We start from the raw sequence: 14291 nt of genomic DNA, 5'->3' as shown, positions 1-14291 counted from the left end.
TGATGGAGACATGACATGACCGACACCACCGCCCCCCTCTACCGCGCCGAGGCGCTCAAGGATTACGCCGGCGCCCTGCTGCAGAAGGCCGGCCTCGCCGCTCCGATGGCCGACAGCGTCGCCCGCACCCTCGTCGAAGGCGACCTGCTGGGCCACGACACGCACGGTCTCGCGCTGCTGGCCGGCTACGTGAAGGAACTCGAGTCCGGCGGCATGACGCGGGAAGGCGCGCCCGAGGTGCTGTCGGACCGCCCGGCCGCCGTGCTCTGGGACGGCAAGCGCCTGCCCGGCCCCTGGCTCATGGACCAGGGCATGGACCTGCTGGTTCCGCGCGCCCGCGAACTCGGCACCGCCTCGCTCGTGATCCGCCGCAGCCACCACATCGCCTGCCTCGCCGTCTACATGCTGCGCGCGCTCGAGGAAGACATGCTGATGCTGCTCGCCTGCTCCGACCCCAACACCGCCAGCGTCGCGCCCTTCGGCGGCACGCAGGCGGTGTTCACGCCGAATCCGCTGGCCATGGGCTTTCCGCTCTCGCAAGGCGGCGTGATGGTCGACATCTCGGCCTCCATCACCACCAACGGCATGAGCAACCGCAAGCGCGCCGCCGGCGAAACCTTTGCGGAGGAATGGCTGATCGACGCCGCCGGCAAGCCGTCGAACAACCCGCAGGTGCTGTTCGACCAGCCGCCCGGCACGCTGCTGCCCGTGGGCGGATTGAGCCATGGGCACAAGGGCTACGGCATGGCGCTGCTGGTCGAGACGCTGACCGCCGGCCTCGCGGGCCATGGCCGCGCCGACCCGCCCGAAGGCTGGGGCGCGACGGTGCACGTCACGCTGCACGATCTGCATGCCTTTGGCGGCAAGGAAGCTTTCCTGCGCCAGATGGACCATGTGGCTGCGCAGTGCCGCAACAACAGGCCGATCGATCCGGCAAGGCCCGTGCGGATGCCAGGCGAAGGCGGCTTGAAGCGCCGCGATGCGCAGTCGAAGAACGGGGTGCGCCTGCACCCGTCGATCGCGCGGTCGCTGCAGGATGCGGAGCAGCGCCACGGCCTGCGCCTTGCGCAGGCGCTGCTCTGAGATAGCTGGCTAGATTTCTTCGGGCGGCTCTTCTTGCGCCGGCTCCCCGGCTGCGCGCGGCTTGCGCTTGCCGGGCTTGGCGACGACCTCGACGTAGAACTGCTTGCCGCCTTCCTTGGCGATGCCGTCGATCAGGCCCGTGATGGCCGACAGGTGCACGGCCTCGGCGGTTTCTTCGGAGGTGCCGAACCTGCAGTCGAAGTCCCAGAAGTCTGCGCCTTCGGGCAGGACGCGGCGCCGCTCGCGCTTGATGTACTTGCGGATCTCGTGCTTGATGGCTTCGAGGAGTCGGTCGGGGTGCTTGCCCTCGACCTGAAGCTGAAAGGTTTTTCTCATGGTCGATCCTAACCCGCGGCCTGTGTACAGTCGGCGGTGGTTCAAACGAAAGCAGGTGAAGACATGGCGCGCGCAAACGACTGGGCAAGCAAGGTGATGGCATTGGTCAACGGCGGCAACGCATCGGCGGCCATCGCGCAGATCAAGGTCGCACCCTCGGTCAAGGACCTGAAGGCGCTGCAGACCATCATGACGCTATCGAAAATGAAAGGCCGCTATCCGAACGTGGATGCGGCCATTGCGGACAACCTCGCGCTGCTGGCGGCGCCGCGCCTGCACCGCTCGCCCTGAGTCGGGAGGCCTACAGGGCCTGGCCCAGGCGCTTCACGCCCTCTTCGATCTTGGCCACGTCGGCCGTCGCAAAGCTCAGGCGCAGCGTTGCGACATCGGGCTTCTCCGCAAAGAACGGCGCTCCGGGCACGAAGGCCACGAGCTTCTCGATGGCCCGCTTGGCCAATTCGTTGGCATCGGCCAGCTTGCCGTTGGCGCCCGTGAGGCGGGCCCAGAAGAACAGGCCGCCCTGCGGCTGCGTGAAGCTCACCGCATCGCCCAGTTCGCGCTCGAGCGCCGCGCCCATGGCCTGCGCGCGCTGCCCGTAGACCTCGCGCACATGCGCCAGCGTGGCCGGCATGCGGCCGCTCTTGAGGTACTGCGCGGCCGTGGCCTGCGAGAAGGTGCTGGTGTGCGCATCGCTGAACTGCTTGCACATCGTGGCCTTGGCGAGCAGTTCGGCCGGCGCGATCATCCAGCCGATGCGCAGGCCCGGGCTCAGCACCTTGCTCAGGCTGCCGCAGTGCGCGAGCAGCTCGCGGCTGCCCGGCACGTCCTTGGCCAAAGCCAGGATCGAAGGCGGCGGCGCTTCGCCGAAGTAGAGGTCGCCGTAGGGGTCGTCCTCGACGATCAGCGTCTGGTACTTGACCGCCAGCTCGAGCACCTTCTTGCGGCGCTCCAGACTCAGCATGGCGCCGCTCGGGTTGCCGAAGGTGGGAATCAGGTAGACGAACTTGGGCTTGTGCTCGGCGATGAGCTTTTCGAGCTCGTCGGTCTTCACGCCGTTGGCGTCGATGGGCGCGCTGATGAGCTGCGCGCCGTAGAGGCGGAAGCACTGGATGGTGGCCAGGAAGGTCGGGCCCTCGACGATCACCTTGTCGCCGGGCGAGATCATGGTCTTGCCGAGCAGGTCGAGCGCCTGCTGGCTGCCGGTGGTGACGATCAGGCCGCTCGGGTCCACGTCGACGCCCTTGGTCTTCATGAAGGCAGAAAGCTGCGTGCGCAGCGGCTCGTAGCCTTCGGTGGCGCCGTACTGCAGCGCGCCGCCGGGCTCCTCGGTCAGCGCCTTCTGGCTCGCCTCCTTCAGGCCCTCCACGTCGAACATGGCGCTGTCGGGGAAGCCGCCCGCAAAGCTGATGATGCCGGGCTTGCCCAGCAGCTTGAAGAGTTCGCGGATGGCGGAGGTTTCGACGTTGTCGAGGCGGGAAGCGAATTGCATGGGAAGTCTCACTTTCTGGGTCGCTATTGTGGCGAAAGTGCGGCGGCGTGCGCCGCGGTCGGCTTTGGGCCGCGGGCGATATATTGGGCGCCTTGCCCGGAACCCCATGAAAAAAGACAACATCCCCCTCTTCTTCGCCACCCTGCAGGCGGCCAACCCCACCCCCGAAACCGAGCTCGAATACGCCACGCCATTCGAACTGCTGGCCGCCGTGCTGCTCTCGGCGCAGGCGACCGACGTGGGCGTGAACAAGGCCACGCGCAAGCTGTTTCCGGTGGCGAACACGCCGCAGGCGATCCTCAGGCTGGGCGTGGAGGGCCTGGAGGACTACATCAAGACCATCGGGCTGTACCGCAGCAAGGCCAAGCACCTGATCGAGACCTGCCGCATCCTGGTGGAAAAGCACGGCGGCGAAGTGCCCCGTACGCGCGCCGAGCTCGAGGCGCTGCCGGGCGTCGGCCGCAAGACCGCCAACGTGGTGCTCAACGTGGCGTTCGGCGAAGCGACGATCGCGGTCGACACGCACATCTTCCGCGTCAGCAACCGCACCGGGCTCGCGCCGGGCAAGACGCCGCTCGAAGTGGAGCTCAAGCTGGAGAAACGCGTGCCGTTCGAATTCCGGCTGCATGCGCACCACTGGCTCATCCTGCATGGGCGCTACATCTGCGTGGCACGCACGCCGAAGTGCTGGGAATGCGCGGTGGCACCCTTTTGCGACTACAAGCCGAAGACGCCGCGGCCCAAGTCGGCCTGAGGCCGTACTGAGCCCGGCCTGTTCCCCAGCTACAGCTCGAATGCCTCGACCTGCCGGCCGTCGATGTCGGTGAAGCCGTATTCGCGCGCCAGGTCGGCCACGCGATGCACGCCGCCGCTTTTCTCGAGCACCCGCGCATCGCCCGCGAGCGCAGCCACCGCGCGGCCGAGATAGCGCGGCGACTCGGTCCGCGCCAAGGCCGGGTGCTCGCGCCAATGCGCCTCGTCGGTCTTGTGGGCCGCCAGCACGAACTCGGTGCGCATCCAGCCCGGCGACACGGCCAGCGAAGCGACGCCGTCCGGACGAAGCTCCTGCGCCATGCCGAAGGCCAGCCGGGTCATGGCCGATTTGGCGAGGTCGTAGAACAGGTTCCCGCGCAGGTAGTTGCCGCGGTCCCAGAAGGTGGTGGTCACGATCAGCCCGCTCTTTTGCGCCACCATCAGCGGCGCGGCGAAGCGGCTGGCCAGCAGGTGATTGCGCACGCCGCGGTCGAACATCGAGTCCCAGTTGGAAAGCGGATGCTCCCAGAACGGCGCCTCGAAGACGCCGGTGAAAGTTTCGTGGCCGCCCCAGGCGTTGTTGACCAGCAGGTCCACGCGGCCTTGCTCGCGCTGCACCTGCGCAAAGAGCTGCTTCACCTCGTCTTCCTGCGTGTGGTCGCAGCGCACCGCGATGCCGCGTCCGCCCAGCCGTGTGACCTCGTCGGCGGTTTCGTCGATGCTGCCCGGCAGGGCTTCGAGCTCCGAGAGCGCGAGCAGCTGGCCATAGGTATTTGCCGGCTGCCCGCGCGTGCTTCGCCCGGTGACGTACACGGTGGCGCCCGCGGCGCCCAGTTCCAGCGCAATGCCGCGGCCGGCGCCGCGGCTCGCTCCGGTCACCACGGCCACGCGGCCCTTCAGTTGTCGCTCCCTGCATTCAGCTGGCATCGTCCTGTCCTTTCGTTGCGAGTGAGAGACGACGACGGTAAGGCCGCGTCAATCCGCCGTCTTGGAAGAACCCGAAATCGCGCGACCCAGAAACTCCGTCGGCGTGAGGCCGCAAAGCGCCTGGAACTCGTTGATGAGGTGCGATTGGTCATAGAAGCCGCCATCCAGCGCAAGGCTGGCCCAGGCGGGCTCGCGCTGCAGGCGCAAGGCGCGCACGCAGGCATGCAGCCGCGCGAGCCGGCTCCAGGCCCGCGGCGACAGGCCCACCTGCTGCCGAAAGACCTGTTGCAGCCGCCGCTCGCCAAGCCCGACGGCCTGCGCCACCTCGCGCAGCGGACGCCGTCCGCCCGACGTGGCGATGAGTTGCGCCGCGCGCATGGCCGCCACGTGGACGGCGCCGTCGCCATCGGCCAGCCGGCGCTGCAGGGCCGCGCACAGCACCGACACGCGCGACGCGTCGTCCGGCTGCAGCGCGATGCGCTCCAGCAGTTCGGCACCACGGCCGCGCCACAGTTCGTCCAGGTGCACGGCAGTGCCTGCGATCTCGCTGGCCGGCCTTCCGAGCAGCGCCGCGGCCGCGCCGGGGCGCAGGGTCACCGACAGCCCTTCCATCTTCCGGCAGAGGCGCACGAGGGCCGGCGCCGCCGACGCGCCGATGGCCTCGACCGCATGTCCGGCGCTCTCGCCCGCCGAGGGCGCATCGCCCAGGTTGAAGACCAGCCGCACCGCCCCATCGGGCAGCACGCGCTCCAGCACCTCGCGGCCCTCGGGCAGCGTTTCCCTGTAGAGAAGAATGTGCGCAACGTGCATCCGCAGCGGCTCGGCGACCGAAAAGGCGCGCAGCGTGTCCGCGGGCATGCCGGCCTCCGGCCCGTGCAAGGGGTCGTCGTCGAGGCGCAGGTACAAGCGTTCGTTCTTGGGCAGTGTCGGCATCGCGTTGGCGGACCGTGGCGCGCGGCAGCGGGTGCCGCCGTGCATCAGCTGCATTCGATCAGCTGGCACGCCCCATAGTCAATGGGCGCCGACGGCCACTGCGCGGCATCGTCGACGCGCCGCACGCCGCGATGCAGCAGCTCCACCGCCCGCATCACGCCCGCATGCGTGACCCACACCGCGTCCTGCCCCGACGCGCGCCATTCATCGAAGGCCGTGCCGATGCGCTGCATGAAGCGGGCCGTGCTTTCGCCATGCCCACCCGGGCACCCTTCGGCGAAATTGCAGGTCCACGCCTCGAACTCGGCGCGGGCAATCGACGACCAGGGCCGGCCTTCCCAGGCGCCGAAATCCATCTCGGCGAGGCGCGGATCGGCGCGCGTGGCAAGGTCCGGACGCAGCCTGCCGATGGTCTGCGCGAGTTCGGCGCAGCGCCGCAGGGGCGAGTGCGCCAGCGCCAGGTCCGCGGGCAGGCGCGAAGCCACCGCATGCGCCACCGCCAGCGTCGCCTCGGCCGGCACGCCCACATCCGTGCGGCCGTAGCAAAGGCCCGGCGCGGCGTCTGTCTGCGCATGGCGCACCAGCCACAGCTTCATGCCTGCCACGCCAGCGCCAGGTAGATGGCGAGCTCGCACAGCTGCTGCGTCGCGCCGAGCCCGTCGCCGGTGAATCCCTGCAGCCGGCGCCGGAACATGCGCGCCATGACCAGCGCCGCCAGGGCGCATGCCACCGCCATGGCGATCGTTCGTGCGGGGCCCTGCGTCGCCAGCATCAGCAGGGCAGCGGGCACCGACCAGAGCACGCCGACCAGCAAGGCACCGCCGCCGATCGCATCGGCCAAGGGCTTGGCCTTGCTCGCGCCGCTGTCGCCCACGTAGGGCAGCCAGCGGATCAGGAACAGCGGCGCCAGGCGCGACAGCACATGCGCGCCGACGATGGCACCGGCCACCGCCTGCGCGCCCTGCCCCGCCATCGACGCGAGCAGCGCGGCCTTGAGGCCGAGCGCCAGCACCAGCGCAATGGCGCCGAAGGCACCGATGCGCGAGTCCTTCATGATCTCGAGCGCGCGGCTGCGGTCGGCCGATCCGCCCAGGCCGTCGGCCACGTCGGCGAGCCCGTCTTCATGAAAGGCGCCGGTCAGCAGCACCGTTGCCGCCATGCTCAGCAGCGCCGCGGCCAGCGCGCCGGCCACGCCGGGCAAACCCTGCAGCGCGAGCACGAAAACAGCTGCGCCCACGCCACCCACGAGCCAGCCCACGCCCGGAAAATGCGCCGCGCTTGCGCGCAGCATCTGCGGGCTGAAGCCGATCCATTCGGCGAGCCGGCCGGTCACCGGTACGCGCGTGAAGAACTGCAGCGCCAGCAGGTAGTGGCGGACACCGTTCATGGGTTCAACTGTCCTTGCGCGACACGCCGGCGGCTTCGAAGCTGGCCATCTCGCGCAGGATGCGGCAAGCCGATTCGAGCAGCGGCCAGGCCAGCGCACCGCCCGAGCCTTCGCCAAGGCGCAGGTCCAGGTTCAGCAAGGGCTCCAGGCCGAGGTGCTTCAGCAGCAGCGCATGCCCGGGTTCCGCCGAGCTGTGCGCGGCCACGCAGCGCTGCGCCACATGCGGCTGCAGCGCCTGCGCCACCAGCACCGCGGCGCTCGCGATGAAGCCATCGATCACGATCACGCGCCGCTCCTGCGCCGCCTGCAGCACCGCGCCGACCAGCGTGGCAATCTCGAAGCCGCCGAACGCCGCGAGTGCATCGAGCGGCTCGCTCGCAGCCGCATGCAGCGCCAGCACGTCGCGCAGCACCTCCCGCTTGCGCGCGAGCCCCGCGGCGTCGAGGCCGGTGCCGGAGCCGGTGCAGCCATCGATGTCCAGCCCCGCGAGGCGCGCCAGCAGCAGCGCTGCGGCCGAGCTGTTGCCGATGCCCATTTCGCCGAGCAGCAAGGCATTGCCCGGCAGCGCGCGCACCACCTCGCGCCCGTTGGCGATGGCTTGCGCGCATTGCTCCGCGGTCATGGCGGGCCCGGCCGACGCATCGGCGGTACCGGCGGCGATCCGGCGCGAGACCAGCCCGGGGCGGGCCTGGAAGTCGCGCCGCACGCCGCAGTCGACCACGGTGAGCGCGAGGCCGTGCTGGCGCGCCAGCACGCTGACGGCCGCGCCGCCGGCCAGGAAGTTCTCGACCATTTGCCAGGTCACGTCGCTCGGAAAGGCCGAGACGCCGCGCGCCGCCAGGCCATGGTCGGCCGCGCACACCAGCATCTGCGGTGCTTCGAGCACCGGCGTTTCACTGCCCAGGACGAGGCCGATCCGCAAGGCCAGGCTCTCGAGCCGGCCGAGCGCGCCGAGCGGCTTGGTCTTGTTGTCGAGCGCGCTTTGCAGGCGCGCCGCAAGAGCGCCGTCATGAATGTCGGAGATGGAAGGAATGGTCTGGTTGCTGTCGGTCATGCGATCAGGCCCTGCAGTACGCCGGCCTCGAAGTGGTTGTCGATGAAATCGGCCAGGCCGTCGAAGGTGGCGTCGAGCGTGGGTGCCGCGGCACCGAAGAGTGCGTGGAGCGCGGCCGCGTCCTCGAACAGGCCGTGCAGATAGAGGCCCAGCACGTTGCCGCGCGCGTTCTGCCAGGCCAGGCCCTCGGGCATCACGGCATGGCCGTCCTGCGCCATCTGGGGGTGGATGGCGGTTTGGCCGTGATGGATTTCGTAGCCCGCCACCGGCACGTTCGAGAGCGACGCCCATGCGCCGCCCAGTTGGCCGAAGACGGCCGCCCGGTGGCGCACGGTCTTTTCGCGCTCGAACACCGTCACCAGCGGCAGCAGGCCCAGGCCGGGCGCATTGCCGTCGATGCCGTGCGGATCGACCAGCGCCTCGCCCAGCATCTGCAGGCCGCCGCAGACGCCCAGCACGGCGCCGCCGCGGGCCGCGTGCGCCGCGATGGCGCGGTCCAGCCCCTGCGCGCGCAGCCACGCGAGATCGCCGCTGGTGTGCTTGGAGCCGGGCAGCACGATCCAGTCGGCGCCGGCCAGCTCCGCCGGCGTGCGCGCCCAGGCCAGGCGGACGCCGGGCACGTTCTTGAGCGGCTGGAATTCGTCGAGGTTGCTGATGCGCGGGTAGGCCACGACCGCAACGGTGCGGGTCACCGCACCGCTCGCATGGCTTCGGTCATCGAACACGCCGTCTTCTTCCGGCAGGCCGTGCTCCCGCCACATCGGCAGCGTGGCGACGGTGGCGATGCCGGTCAGCGCCTGCAGCTGCTGCGGCGCCGGCGCCAGGAGCGAAGCATCTCCGCGGAACTTGTTGAGCACGAAGCCGCGCAGCAGCGCGCGGTCGCTTTCGGGCATCAATGCCCAGGTGCCGTACAGATGCGCGAAGGCGCCACCACGGTCGATGTCGGTCACCAGCAGGCAGCGCGCATCCGCATGGCGGGCCACGCGCAGGTTGACGATGTCGCTGGCCATCAGGTTGATCTCGGCCGGCGAGCCGGCGCCTTCGATCACGACCACGTCGTTCTCGGCACGCAGCGCGTCGAGCGCCTGCGCGATCTGCGGCCACACGCGCTCGCTGCGTCCGCGCCAGGGCATGGCCGTGAGCTCCGCGCTCACCTGCCCCATCAGCACCACCTGGCTGTGGGTGTCGCGCTCGGGCTTGAGCAGCAGCGGGTTCATGCGCACGTCGGGCACGGCACGCGCGGCCAGTGCCTGGAAATACTGCGCGCTGCCGATCTCGCCGCCGCCCACCACGCGGGCGTTGTTGCTCATGTTCTGCGCCTTGAAGGGCGCCACCTTGAGGCCCTGGCGCGCGTACCAGCGGCACAGCGCGGCGGTCAGCCAGCTCTTGCCGGCGCCACTGGTCGTGCCGAGAACCATCACGCATCGGGTTGTCATGCGGCTATTGTCCGTTGTCGCCGCAGCCCTCTTGCGGCAGCCGCGAAGAGGCAAAGAAAAAGGGGCTTGCGCCCCTTGGTTTTTCTTTCAGCGCGCCGCGGTCTGTACCGCGGCTGCCCCGTCCTGGGGCGGCGCCTTTGCGGTGGCCGCCGGCACCTCCCAGCCGCCGCCGATGGCGCGGATCAGCCCCACGGCCGCCTGGTACTGCGCCGACTTCACCTGCAGCGCCTGGCGCCGGTTGCGCAATTCGCTGCGGCGGGCGTCGAGCAGGTCGAGCTGGCTGATGTAGCCGTTGCGGTAGCGCGTGTCCGACAGGCTGGTCGCGCGCTGCGCCGAGGTGACGGCCTGCGCCTGCACCGCCGACTGCTCCTGCAGGATGCGGATCGCGGACAGCTGGTCTTCGACCTCCTGGAACGCCACCAGCACCTGGTTGCGGTAGTTCGCGAGCGCGCCGTCGAGCTGGGCATTGGCACCCTGCACGCCGGCTTCGCGGCGGCCGCCGTCGAAGATCGGCAGCGAGAGCAGCGCACCCACGCCCCACGAGCGGGCCGACCACTTGAACAGGTCGCCGATCTCGGGCGATGCATAGCCGGCCGCGCCGGTCAGCGAGATGTCCGGGAACCACGCCGCCTGCGCCACGCCCACGCGGGCCTGCGCCGCGAGCACCGCGTTCTGCGCGGCCGAGACGTCGGGGCGGCGCGTGAGCACCGTGGCCGGCACGCCGGGCGGCACGGACGGCAGCGCGGTGGCCCAGTCGTCGGTGCGCAGGCCGAAGCTCGAGGCCGAGTCGCCCACCAGCACCGCGAGCGCATGCTCGACCTGGGCGCGCTGCCGGTCGAGCGCGAGCGCGTCCGACTCGGTGGACGAGACCTCGGTCTGCACGCGCGCCACGTCGAGCTCGGCGATGTCGCCGGCCTGCTGGCGGCGCTGCGAGAGGCGCAGCGTGTCGCGGTAGGCCTCGACCTGCTCGCGCACCAGCGCGCGCTCGGCGTCGAGCGCACGCAGCTGCAGGTAGGTCTGGGCCACTTCGGCCTGCACCGCGAGGCGCGTGCTCTGCAGCAGGGCCTCGCGGCTCTGCGCATCGAGCTTGGCCGCATTGCTCGCGCCCGAGAGGCGGCCGAACAGGTCGACCTCGTACGAGAAGGTGGCGCCGATGTTGGTCATGGTGGCCGGCCGGGTGCTGGCCGTGGCCTTGTCGAGGCCGGCGCCGCGGTTGGCGCCCGCGCCCAGGCCGATCTGCGGCATGCGGTCGGCATTGGCGCTGCGCGCCAGCGCGCGGGCCTCGGCCAGCCGCGCCGCCGCGGCCTGGATGTTGTTGTTGCTGACGTCGGCCTTCTCGACCAGCGCATTGAGCACCGGGTCGTTGAACGCCAGCCACCAGGCGCCGCGCGCCTGCGCTTCGGAGGGCACGGCACGCGTCCAGCCCGCGGGCGGGGCGGCGCCCTGCTCCTTGAACTCGGCAGTGGTCTGGATCTCGGGCACGCCCGAGGGCACGCTCGCGCAGCCGGCCAGCGCCAGGGCTGCGACCAGCGGCAGCAAGGCAGTGCGGGCCCAGGGTTGAAATGCGAATTTCATGATGATGAACTTTCTTCTTGATCGACCAGGCGATCAGTCATGCGAAGGACGCGGCGAGGCCGGCACCGGGTGCAGCCCGCCGCCGCCCGAACCACCGTGCGACGAGGGTGCCGCAGCGACCGGATGGCCCGCCGAGACAAACTCCTCGCCATGCGGCACTTCGCCATGCAGCTTGAGCGCGCGGTTGCCCGCCAGGCGGCGCAGCAGCACATAGAACACCGGCGTCAGGAACAGGCCGAAGGCCGTCACGCCGATCATCCCGGCGAACACCGCCACGCCCATGGCCTTGCGCATCTCCGAGCCCGCGCCGGTCGACAGCACGAGGGGCAGCACACCCATCACGAAGGCCAGCGAGGTCATGAGGATCGGGCGCAGGCGCAGGCGGCTGGCTTCGATCGCCGCTTGTATGGGCGTTCTGCCGGCAAACTCGAGCTCGCGCGCAAACTCCACGATCAAAATCGCGTTCTTCGCACTCAGCCCCACCAGCACGATCAAGCCGATCTGCGTGAAGACGTTGTTGTCACCCCCCGATATCCATACGCCGGTCATCGCGGCCAGGATGCCCATGGGCACGATCAGGATGATGGCGATCGGCAGCGTCAGGCTCTCGTACTGCGCGGCCAGCACCAGGAACACCAGCAGGATGGCCAGCGGGAACACCAGGAAGGCGGAGTTGCCGGCCAGGATTTCCTGGTAGGTCAGCTCGGTCCACTCGAAGCTCACGCCCTTGGGCAGCGTCTCGGCCGCGATCTTGGTGATCGCGTCCTGCGCCTGGCCCGACGAATAGCCGGGGGCCGGGCCGCCGTTGATGTCGGCCGCCAGGTAGCCGTTGTAGCGCATGGCGCGTTCCGGCCCGAAGGTCGAATTGACCTTCATCAGCGCCGACAGCGGCACCATCTCGCCCGTGGTCGAGCGCACCTTCAGCATGCCCACGTCTTCGGCGCGGGCGCGGTACGGCGCATCGGCCTGCACGCGCACGCTGTAGGTGCGGCCGAACTTGTTGAAGTCGTTCGCATACAGGCTGCCGAGGTAGATCTGCATGGTGTCGAAGATGTCCGTCACCGGCACGCCGAGCTGGCGCGCCTTGGTGCGGTCGATGTCCGCATACAGCTGCGGCACGTTGACCTGCCAGCTCGTGAACATGCCCGTGAGCTCCGGCGCGGCATAGGCCTTGGCCATGAAGGCCTTCACCGCCGCGTCCATCTGGTCGTAGCCGACCGAGGCGCGGTCTTCGATCTGCAGCTTGAAGCCGCCCGTGGTGCCCAGGCCCGCCACCGGCGGCGGCGGGAACATCACGATGAAGGCGTCCTGGATGCTGGCGAAGGCGCCGTTGAGCTGCCCGGCCACCGCACCGCCGCTCTGGTCGGCGCGCTTGCGCTGGTCGAAGGGCTTGAGCGTGGCAAACACGATGCCCGAGTTCGAGCTGTTGGTGAAGCCGTTGATCGACAGGCCCGGGAAGGCGATGGCGTCTTCCACGTTCGGGTTCTTCTTCATGATCTCGCCCATGCGCTGGATCACTTCGTCGGTGCGGTCGAGCGTGGCGCCGTCGGGCAGTTGGGCAAAGCCGATCAGGTACTGCTTGTCCTGCGCCGGCACGAAGCCGCTGGGCACGGCCTTGAACAGGCCGAAGGTCACGCCGATCAGCGCGAGGTAGATCACCAGCATCAGCGTCTTGCGCGAGATCACGCCCTTGACGCCGCCGCTGTAGGCTTCCGCGCCACGGCTGAAGAGCTTGTTGAAGCCGCGGAACAGCCAGCCGAAGGCCTTGTCCATGCCGCGCGTCAATGCGTCCTTGGGCTGGTCATGGCCGCGCAGCAGCAAGGCGGCGAGCGCGGGCGACAGCGTGAGCGAGTTGATCGCCGAGATCACCGTCGAGATCGCAATCGTCACCGCGAACTGGCGGTAGAACTGCCCCGTGAGGCCGCTGATGAAGGCCAGCGGCACGAACACGGCCACCAGCACCAGCGCGATAGCGATGATGGGGCCGGACACTTCGCGCATCGCACGGTAGGTGGCTTCACGCGGCGTGAGCCCCGCCTCGATGTTGCGCTCGACGTTCTCCACCACCACGATGGCGTCGTCCACCACGATGCCGATCGCCAGCACCAGCCCGAACAGGCTCAGCGCATTGATCGAGAAGCCCAGGACATGCAGCACCGCGAAGGTGCCGATCACCGACACCGGCACGGCCAAAAGCGGAATGATCGACGCGCGCCAGGTCTGCAGGAACAGGATCACGACCAGCACCACCAGCAGGATGGCTTCGAGCAGCGTGTGGATCACCGATTCGATCGATGCGCGCACGAACTGCGTCGGGTCGTAGGCGATGCGGTACTCCAGCCCTTCGGGCATGTTCTTGTTGAGCTCGGCCATCGTCTTGCGCACGTTCGACGAAATATCGAGCGCGTTGGAGCCCGGTGCCTGGAACACGCCCATGCCGACGGCCGGGTCGTTGTTCAGGAGCGAACGCAGCGAGTAGTCGGCGGCGCCCATCTCGAGGCGGCCGATGTCGCGCAGGCGCGTCACGGCGCCGTCGGTGCCGCTCTTGACGATGATGTCGCCAAACTCTTCCTCGCTCTGCAGGCGCCCTTGCGCATTGATCGAGAGCTGCATGTCCACGCCCGACAGGCCCGGCGAAGCGCCGACCACGCCGGCCGCGGCCTGCACGTTCTGGCCGCGGATGGCAGCCACCACGTCGCTCGCCGAGAGGCCGCGCTGCGCGACCTTCTGCGGGTCGAGCCAGACGCGCATCGAGTAGTCGCCGCCGCCGAAGATCTGCACCTGGCCCACGCCTTCGATGCGCGCGAGCGGGTCTTTCACGTTCAACACAGCGTAGTTGCGCAGGTAGTTGATGTCGTAGCGGTTGTTCGGCGAGACGAGGTGGACCACCATCGTCAGGTCGGGCGCGCTCTTGACGGTCGTGATGCCGAGGCGGCGCACTTCCTCCGGCAGGCGCGGCTCGGCTTGCGAGACGCGGTTCTGCACCAGCTGCTGCGCCTTGTCCGGGTCGGTACCGAGGCGGAAGGTGACGGTGAGCGTCAGCACGCCGTCGGTGGTGGCCTGGCTGCCCATGTAGAGCATGCCCTCGACGCCGTTGATCTGCTCTTCGAGCGGCGTGGCCACGGTTTCGGCGATCACCTTCGGGTTGGCGCCCGGGTACTGGGCGCGCACCACCACCGAGGGCGGCGCAACTTCCGGGTACTCCGAGATCGGCAGCCCGCGCAGCGCGATCAGGCCGGCTATCAGGATCAATAGCGACAGCACGCCGGCAAAGATCGGCCGGTCGATGAAGAATTTAGAGAGATTCATGTTGTTTCT

The 14291-nt window shown here is 69.4% G+C and carries 13 protein-coding genes; 3 read left to right on the top strand and 10 right to left on the bottom strand.

Going from position 1 to position 14291, the window contains the following annotated elements; translation table 11 throughout:
- Nucleotides 1-15: 15 nt before the first annotated feature.
- Nucleotides 16-1083 carry an Ldh family oxidoreductase gene (locus ACAM58_RS12325; RefSeq protein WP_369664463.1) on the top strand — a complete coding sequence of 356 codons (1068 nt, stop codon included), beginning with the start codon at nt 16-18 and terminating at the stop codon, nt 1081-1083.
- Between the two features lie 9 nt (nt 1084-1092).
- Here the strand turns inward: ACAM58_RS12325 and ACAM58_RS12320 are convergent, their stop codons facing one another.
- Nucleotides 1093-1419 (bottom strand): DUF6172 family protein, encoded by a 327-nt coding sequence (locus tag ACAM58_RS12320; protein ID WP_012747683.1) that lies wholly within the window; start codon nt 1417-1419, stop codon nt 1093-1095.
- Between the two features lie 63 nt (nt 1420-1482).
- Between ACAM58_RS12320 and ACAM58_RS12315 the strand changes: the two genes are divergently transcribed.
- Nucleotides 1483-1710: a hypothetical protein gene (locus ACAM58_RS12315; RefSeq protein ID WP_012747682.1), complete on the top strand. Its 228-nt coding sequence runs from the start codon at nt 1483-1485 to the stop codon at nt 1708-1710.
- Nucleotides 1711-1720: 10 nt separating this feature from the next.
- On the opposite strand, the gene ACAM58_RS12310 is transcribed toward ACAM58_RS12315, so the two are convergent.
- Nucleotides 1721-2908, bottom strand: coding sequence for a PLP-dependent aminotransferase family protein (locus ACAM58_RS12310; protein ID WP_012747681.1), 1188 nt, complete (start codon nt 2906-2908; stop codon nt 1721-1723).
- Between the two features lie 106 nt (nt 2909-3014).
- On the opposite strand from ACAM58_RS12310, the gene nth reads away from it, so the two are divergent.
- Nucleotides 3015-3662, top strand: coding sequence for an endonuclease III (gene nth / locus ACAM58_RS12305; protein ID WP_012747680.1), 648 nt, complete (start codon nt 3015-3017; stop codon nt 3660-3662).
- A 29-nt stretch (nt 3663-3691) separates the two neighbouring features.
- On the opposite strand, the gene ACAM58_RS12300 is transcribed toward nth, so the two are convergent.
- From ACAM58_RS12300 to ACAM58_RS12265, 8 genes are all read right to left on the bottom strand, one after another.
- On the bottom strand, nt 3692-4588 hold the full coding sequence (locus ACAM58_RS12300) for an SDR family NAD(P)-dependent oxidoreductase (RefSeq protein WP_012747679.1): 897 nt from the start codon (nt 4586-4588) through the stop codon (nt 3692-3694).
- 48 nt (nt 4589-4636) lie between these two features.
- Nucleotides 4637-5521, bottom strand: a complete 885-nt coding sequence (locus ACAM58_RS12295; protein ID WP_307595357.1) for an AraC family transcriptional regulator — start codon at nt 5519-5521, stop codon at nt 4637-4639.
- Between the two features lie 44 nt (nt 5522-5565).
- Nucleotides 5566-6117 carry a histidine phosphatase family protein gene (locus ACAM58_RS12290; RefSeq protein WP_012747677.1) on the bottom strand — a complete coding sequence of 184 codons (552 nt, stop codon included), beginning with the start codon at nt 6115-6117 and terminating at the stop codon, nt 5566-5568.
- Nucleotides 6114-6908 (bottom strand): adenosylcobinamide-GDP ribazoletransferase, encoded by a 795-nt coding sequence (locus ACAM58_RS12285; protein WP_012747676.1) that lies wholly within the window; start codon nt 6906-6908, stop codon nt 6114-6116. The genes ACAM58_RS12290 and ACAM58_RS12285 overlap by 4 nt, the downstream gene beginning before the upstream one ends.
- A gap of 4 nt (nt 6909-6912) precedes the next feature.
- Nucleotides 6913-7962, bottom strand: a complete 1050-nt coding sequence (gene cobT / locus ACAM58_RS12280) for a nicotinate-nucleotide--dimethylbenzimidazole phosphoribosyltransferase (RefSeq protein WP_369664462.1) — start codon at nt 7960-7962, stop codon at nt 6913-6915.
- Nucleotides 7959-9398: a cobyric acid synthase gene (locus ACAM58_RS12275; protein ID WP_012747674.1), complete on the bottom strand. Its 1440-nt coding sequence runs from the start codon at nt 9396-9398 to the stop codon at nt 7959-7961. The genes cobT and ACAM58_RS12275 overlap by 4 nt, the downstream gene beginning before the upstream one ends.
- A gap of 87 nt (nt 9399-9485) precedes the next feature.
- Nucleotides 9486-10973, bottom strand: a complete 1488-nt coding sequence (locus ACAM58_RS12270) for an efflux transporter outer membrane subunit (RefSeq protein ID WP_012747673.1) — start codon at nt 10971-10973, stop codon at nt 9486-9488.
- A 33-nt stretch (nt 10974-11006) separates the two neighbouring features.
- Nucleotides 11007-14282, bottom strand: coding sequence for an efflux RND transporter permease subunit (locus ACAM58_RS12265; protein WP_012747672.1), 3276 nt, complete (start codon nt 14280-14282; stop codon nt 11007-11009).
- Nucleotides 14283-14291 lie beyond the last annotated feature (9 nt).

Origin of the sequence: Variovorax sp. V116 (genome assembly GCF_041154435.1) — a bacterium.
Lineage (GTDB): Bacteria > Pseudomonadota > Gammaproteobacteria > Burkholderiales > Burkholderiaceae_C > Variovorax > Variovorax paradoxus.
Note: the sequence above shows the minus strand (reverse complement) of the source record. Positions and strands in the feature narration are given on the sequence as shown.

What these genes read in the sequence shown, in the direction of transcription:
- ACAM58_RS12300 (WP_012747679.1), bottom strand. Translation starts at nt 4,588, where the DNA reads ATGCCAGCTGAATGCAGGGAGCGACAACTGAAGGGCCGCGTGGCCGTG.
- ACAM58_RS12320 (WP_012747683.1), bottom strand. Translation starts at nt 1,419, where the DNA reads ATGAGAAAAACCTTTCAGCTTCAGGTCGAGGGCAAGCACCCCGACCGA.
- ACAM58_RS12310 (WP_012747681.1), bottom strand. Translation starts at nt 2,908, where the DNA reads ATGCAATTCGCTTCCCGCCTCGACAACGTCGAAACCTCCGCCATCCGC.
- ACAM58_RS12270 (WP_012747673.1), bottom strand. Translation starts at nt 10,973, where the DNA reads ATGAAATTCGCATTTCAACCCTGGGCCCGCACTGCCTTGCTGCCGCTG.
- cobT (WP_369664462.1), bottom strand. Translation starts at nt 7,962, where the DNA reads ATGACCGACAGCAACCAGACCATTCCTTCCATCTCCGACATTCATGAC.
- ACAM58_RS12315 (WP_012747682.1), top strand. Translation starts at nt 1,483, where the DNA reads ATGGCGCGCGCAAACGACTGGGCAAGCAAGGTGATGGCATTGGTCAAC.
- ACAM58_RS12325 (WP_369664463.1), top strand. Translation starts at nt 16, where the DNA reads ATGACCGACACCACCGCCCCCCTCTACCGCGCCGAGGCGCTCAAGGAT.
- ACAM58_RS12265 (WP_012747672.1), bottom strand. Translation starts at nt 14,282, where the DNA reads ATGAATCTCTCTAAATTCTTCATCGACCGGCCGATCTTTGCCGGCGTG.
- nth (WP_012747680.1), top strand. Translation starts at nt 3,015, where the DNA reads ATGAAAAAAGACAACATCCCCCTCTTCTTCGCCACCCTGCAGGCGGCC.
- ACAM58_RS12290 (WP_012747677.1), bottom strand. Translation starts at nt 6,117, where the DNA reads ATGAAGCTGTGGCTGGTGCGCCATGCGCAGACAGACGCCGCGCCGGGC.
- ACAM58_RS12285 (WP_012747676.1), bottom strand. Translation starts at nt 6,908, where the DNA reads ATGAACGGTGTCCGCCACTACCTGCTGGCGCTGCAGTTCTTCACGCGC.
- ACAM58_RS12295 (WP_307595357.1), bottom strand. Translation starts at nt 5,521, where the DNA reads ATGCCGACACTGCCCAAGAACGAACGCTTGTACCTGCGCCTCGACGAC.
- ACAM58_RS12275 (WP_012747674.1), bottom strand. Translation starts at nt 9,398, where the DNA reads ATGACAACCCGATGCGTGATGGTTCTCGGCACGACCAGTGGCGCCGGC.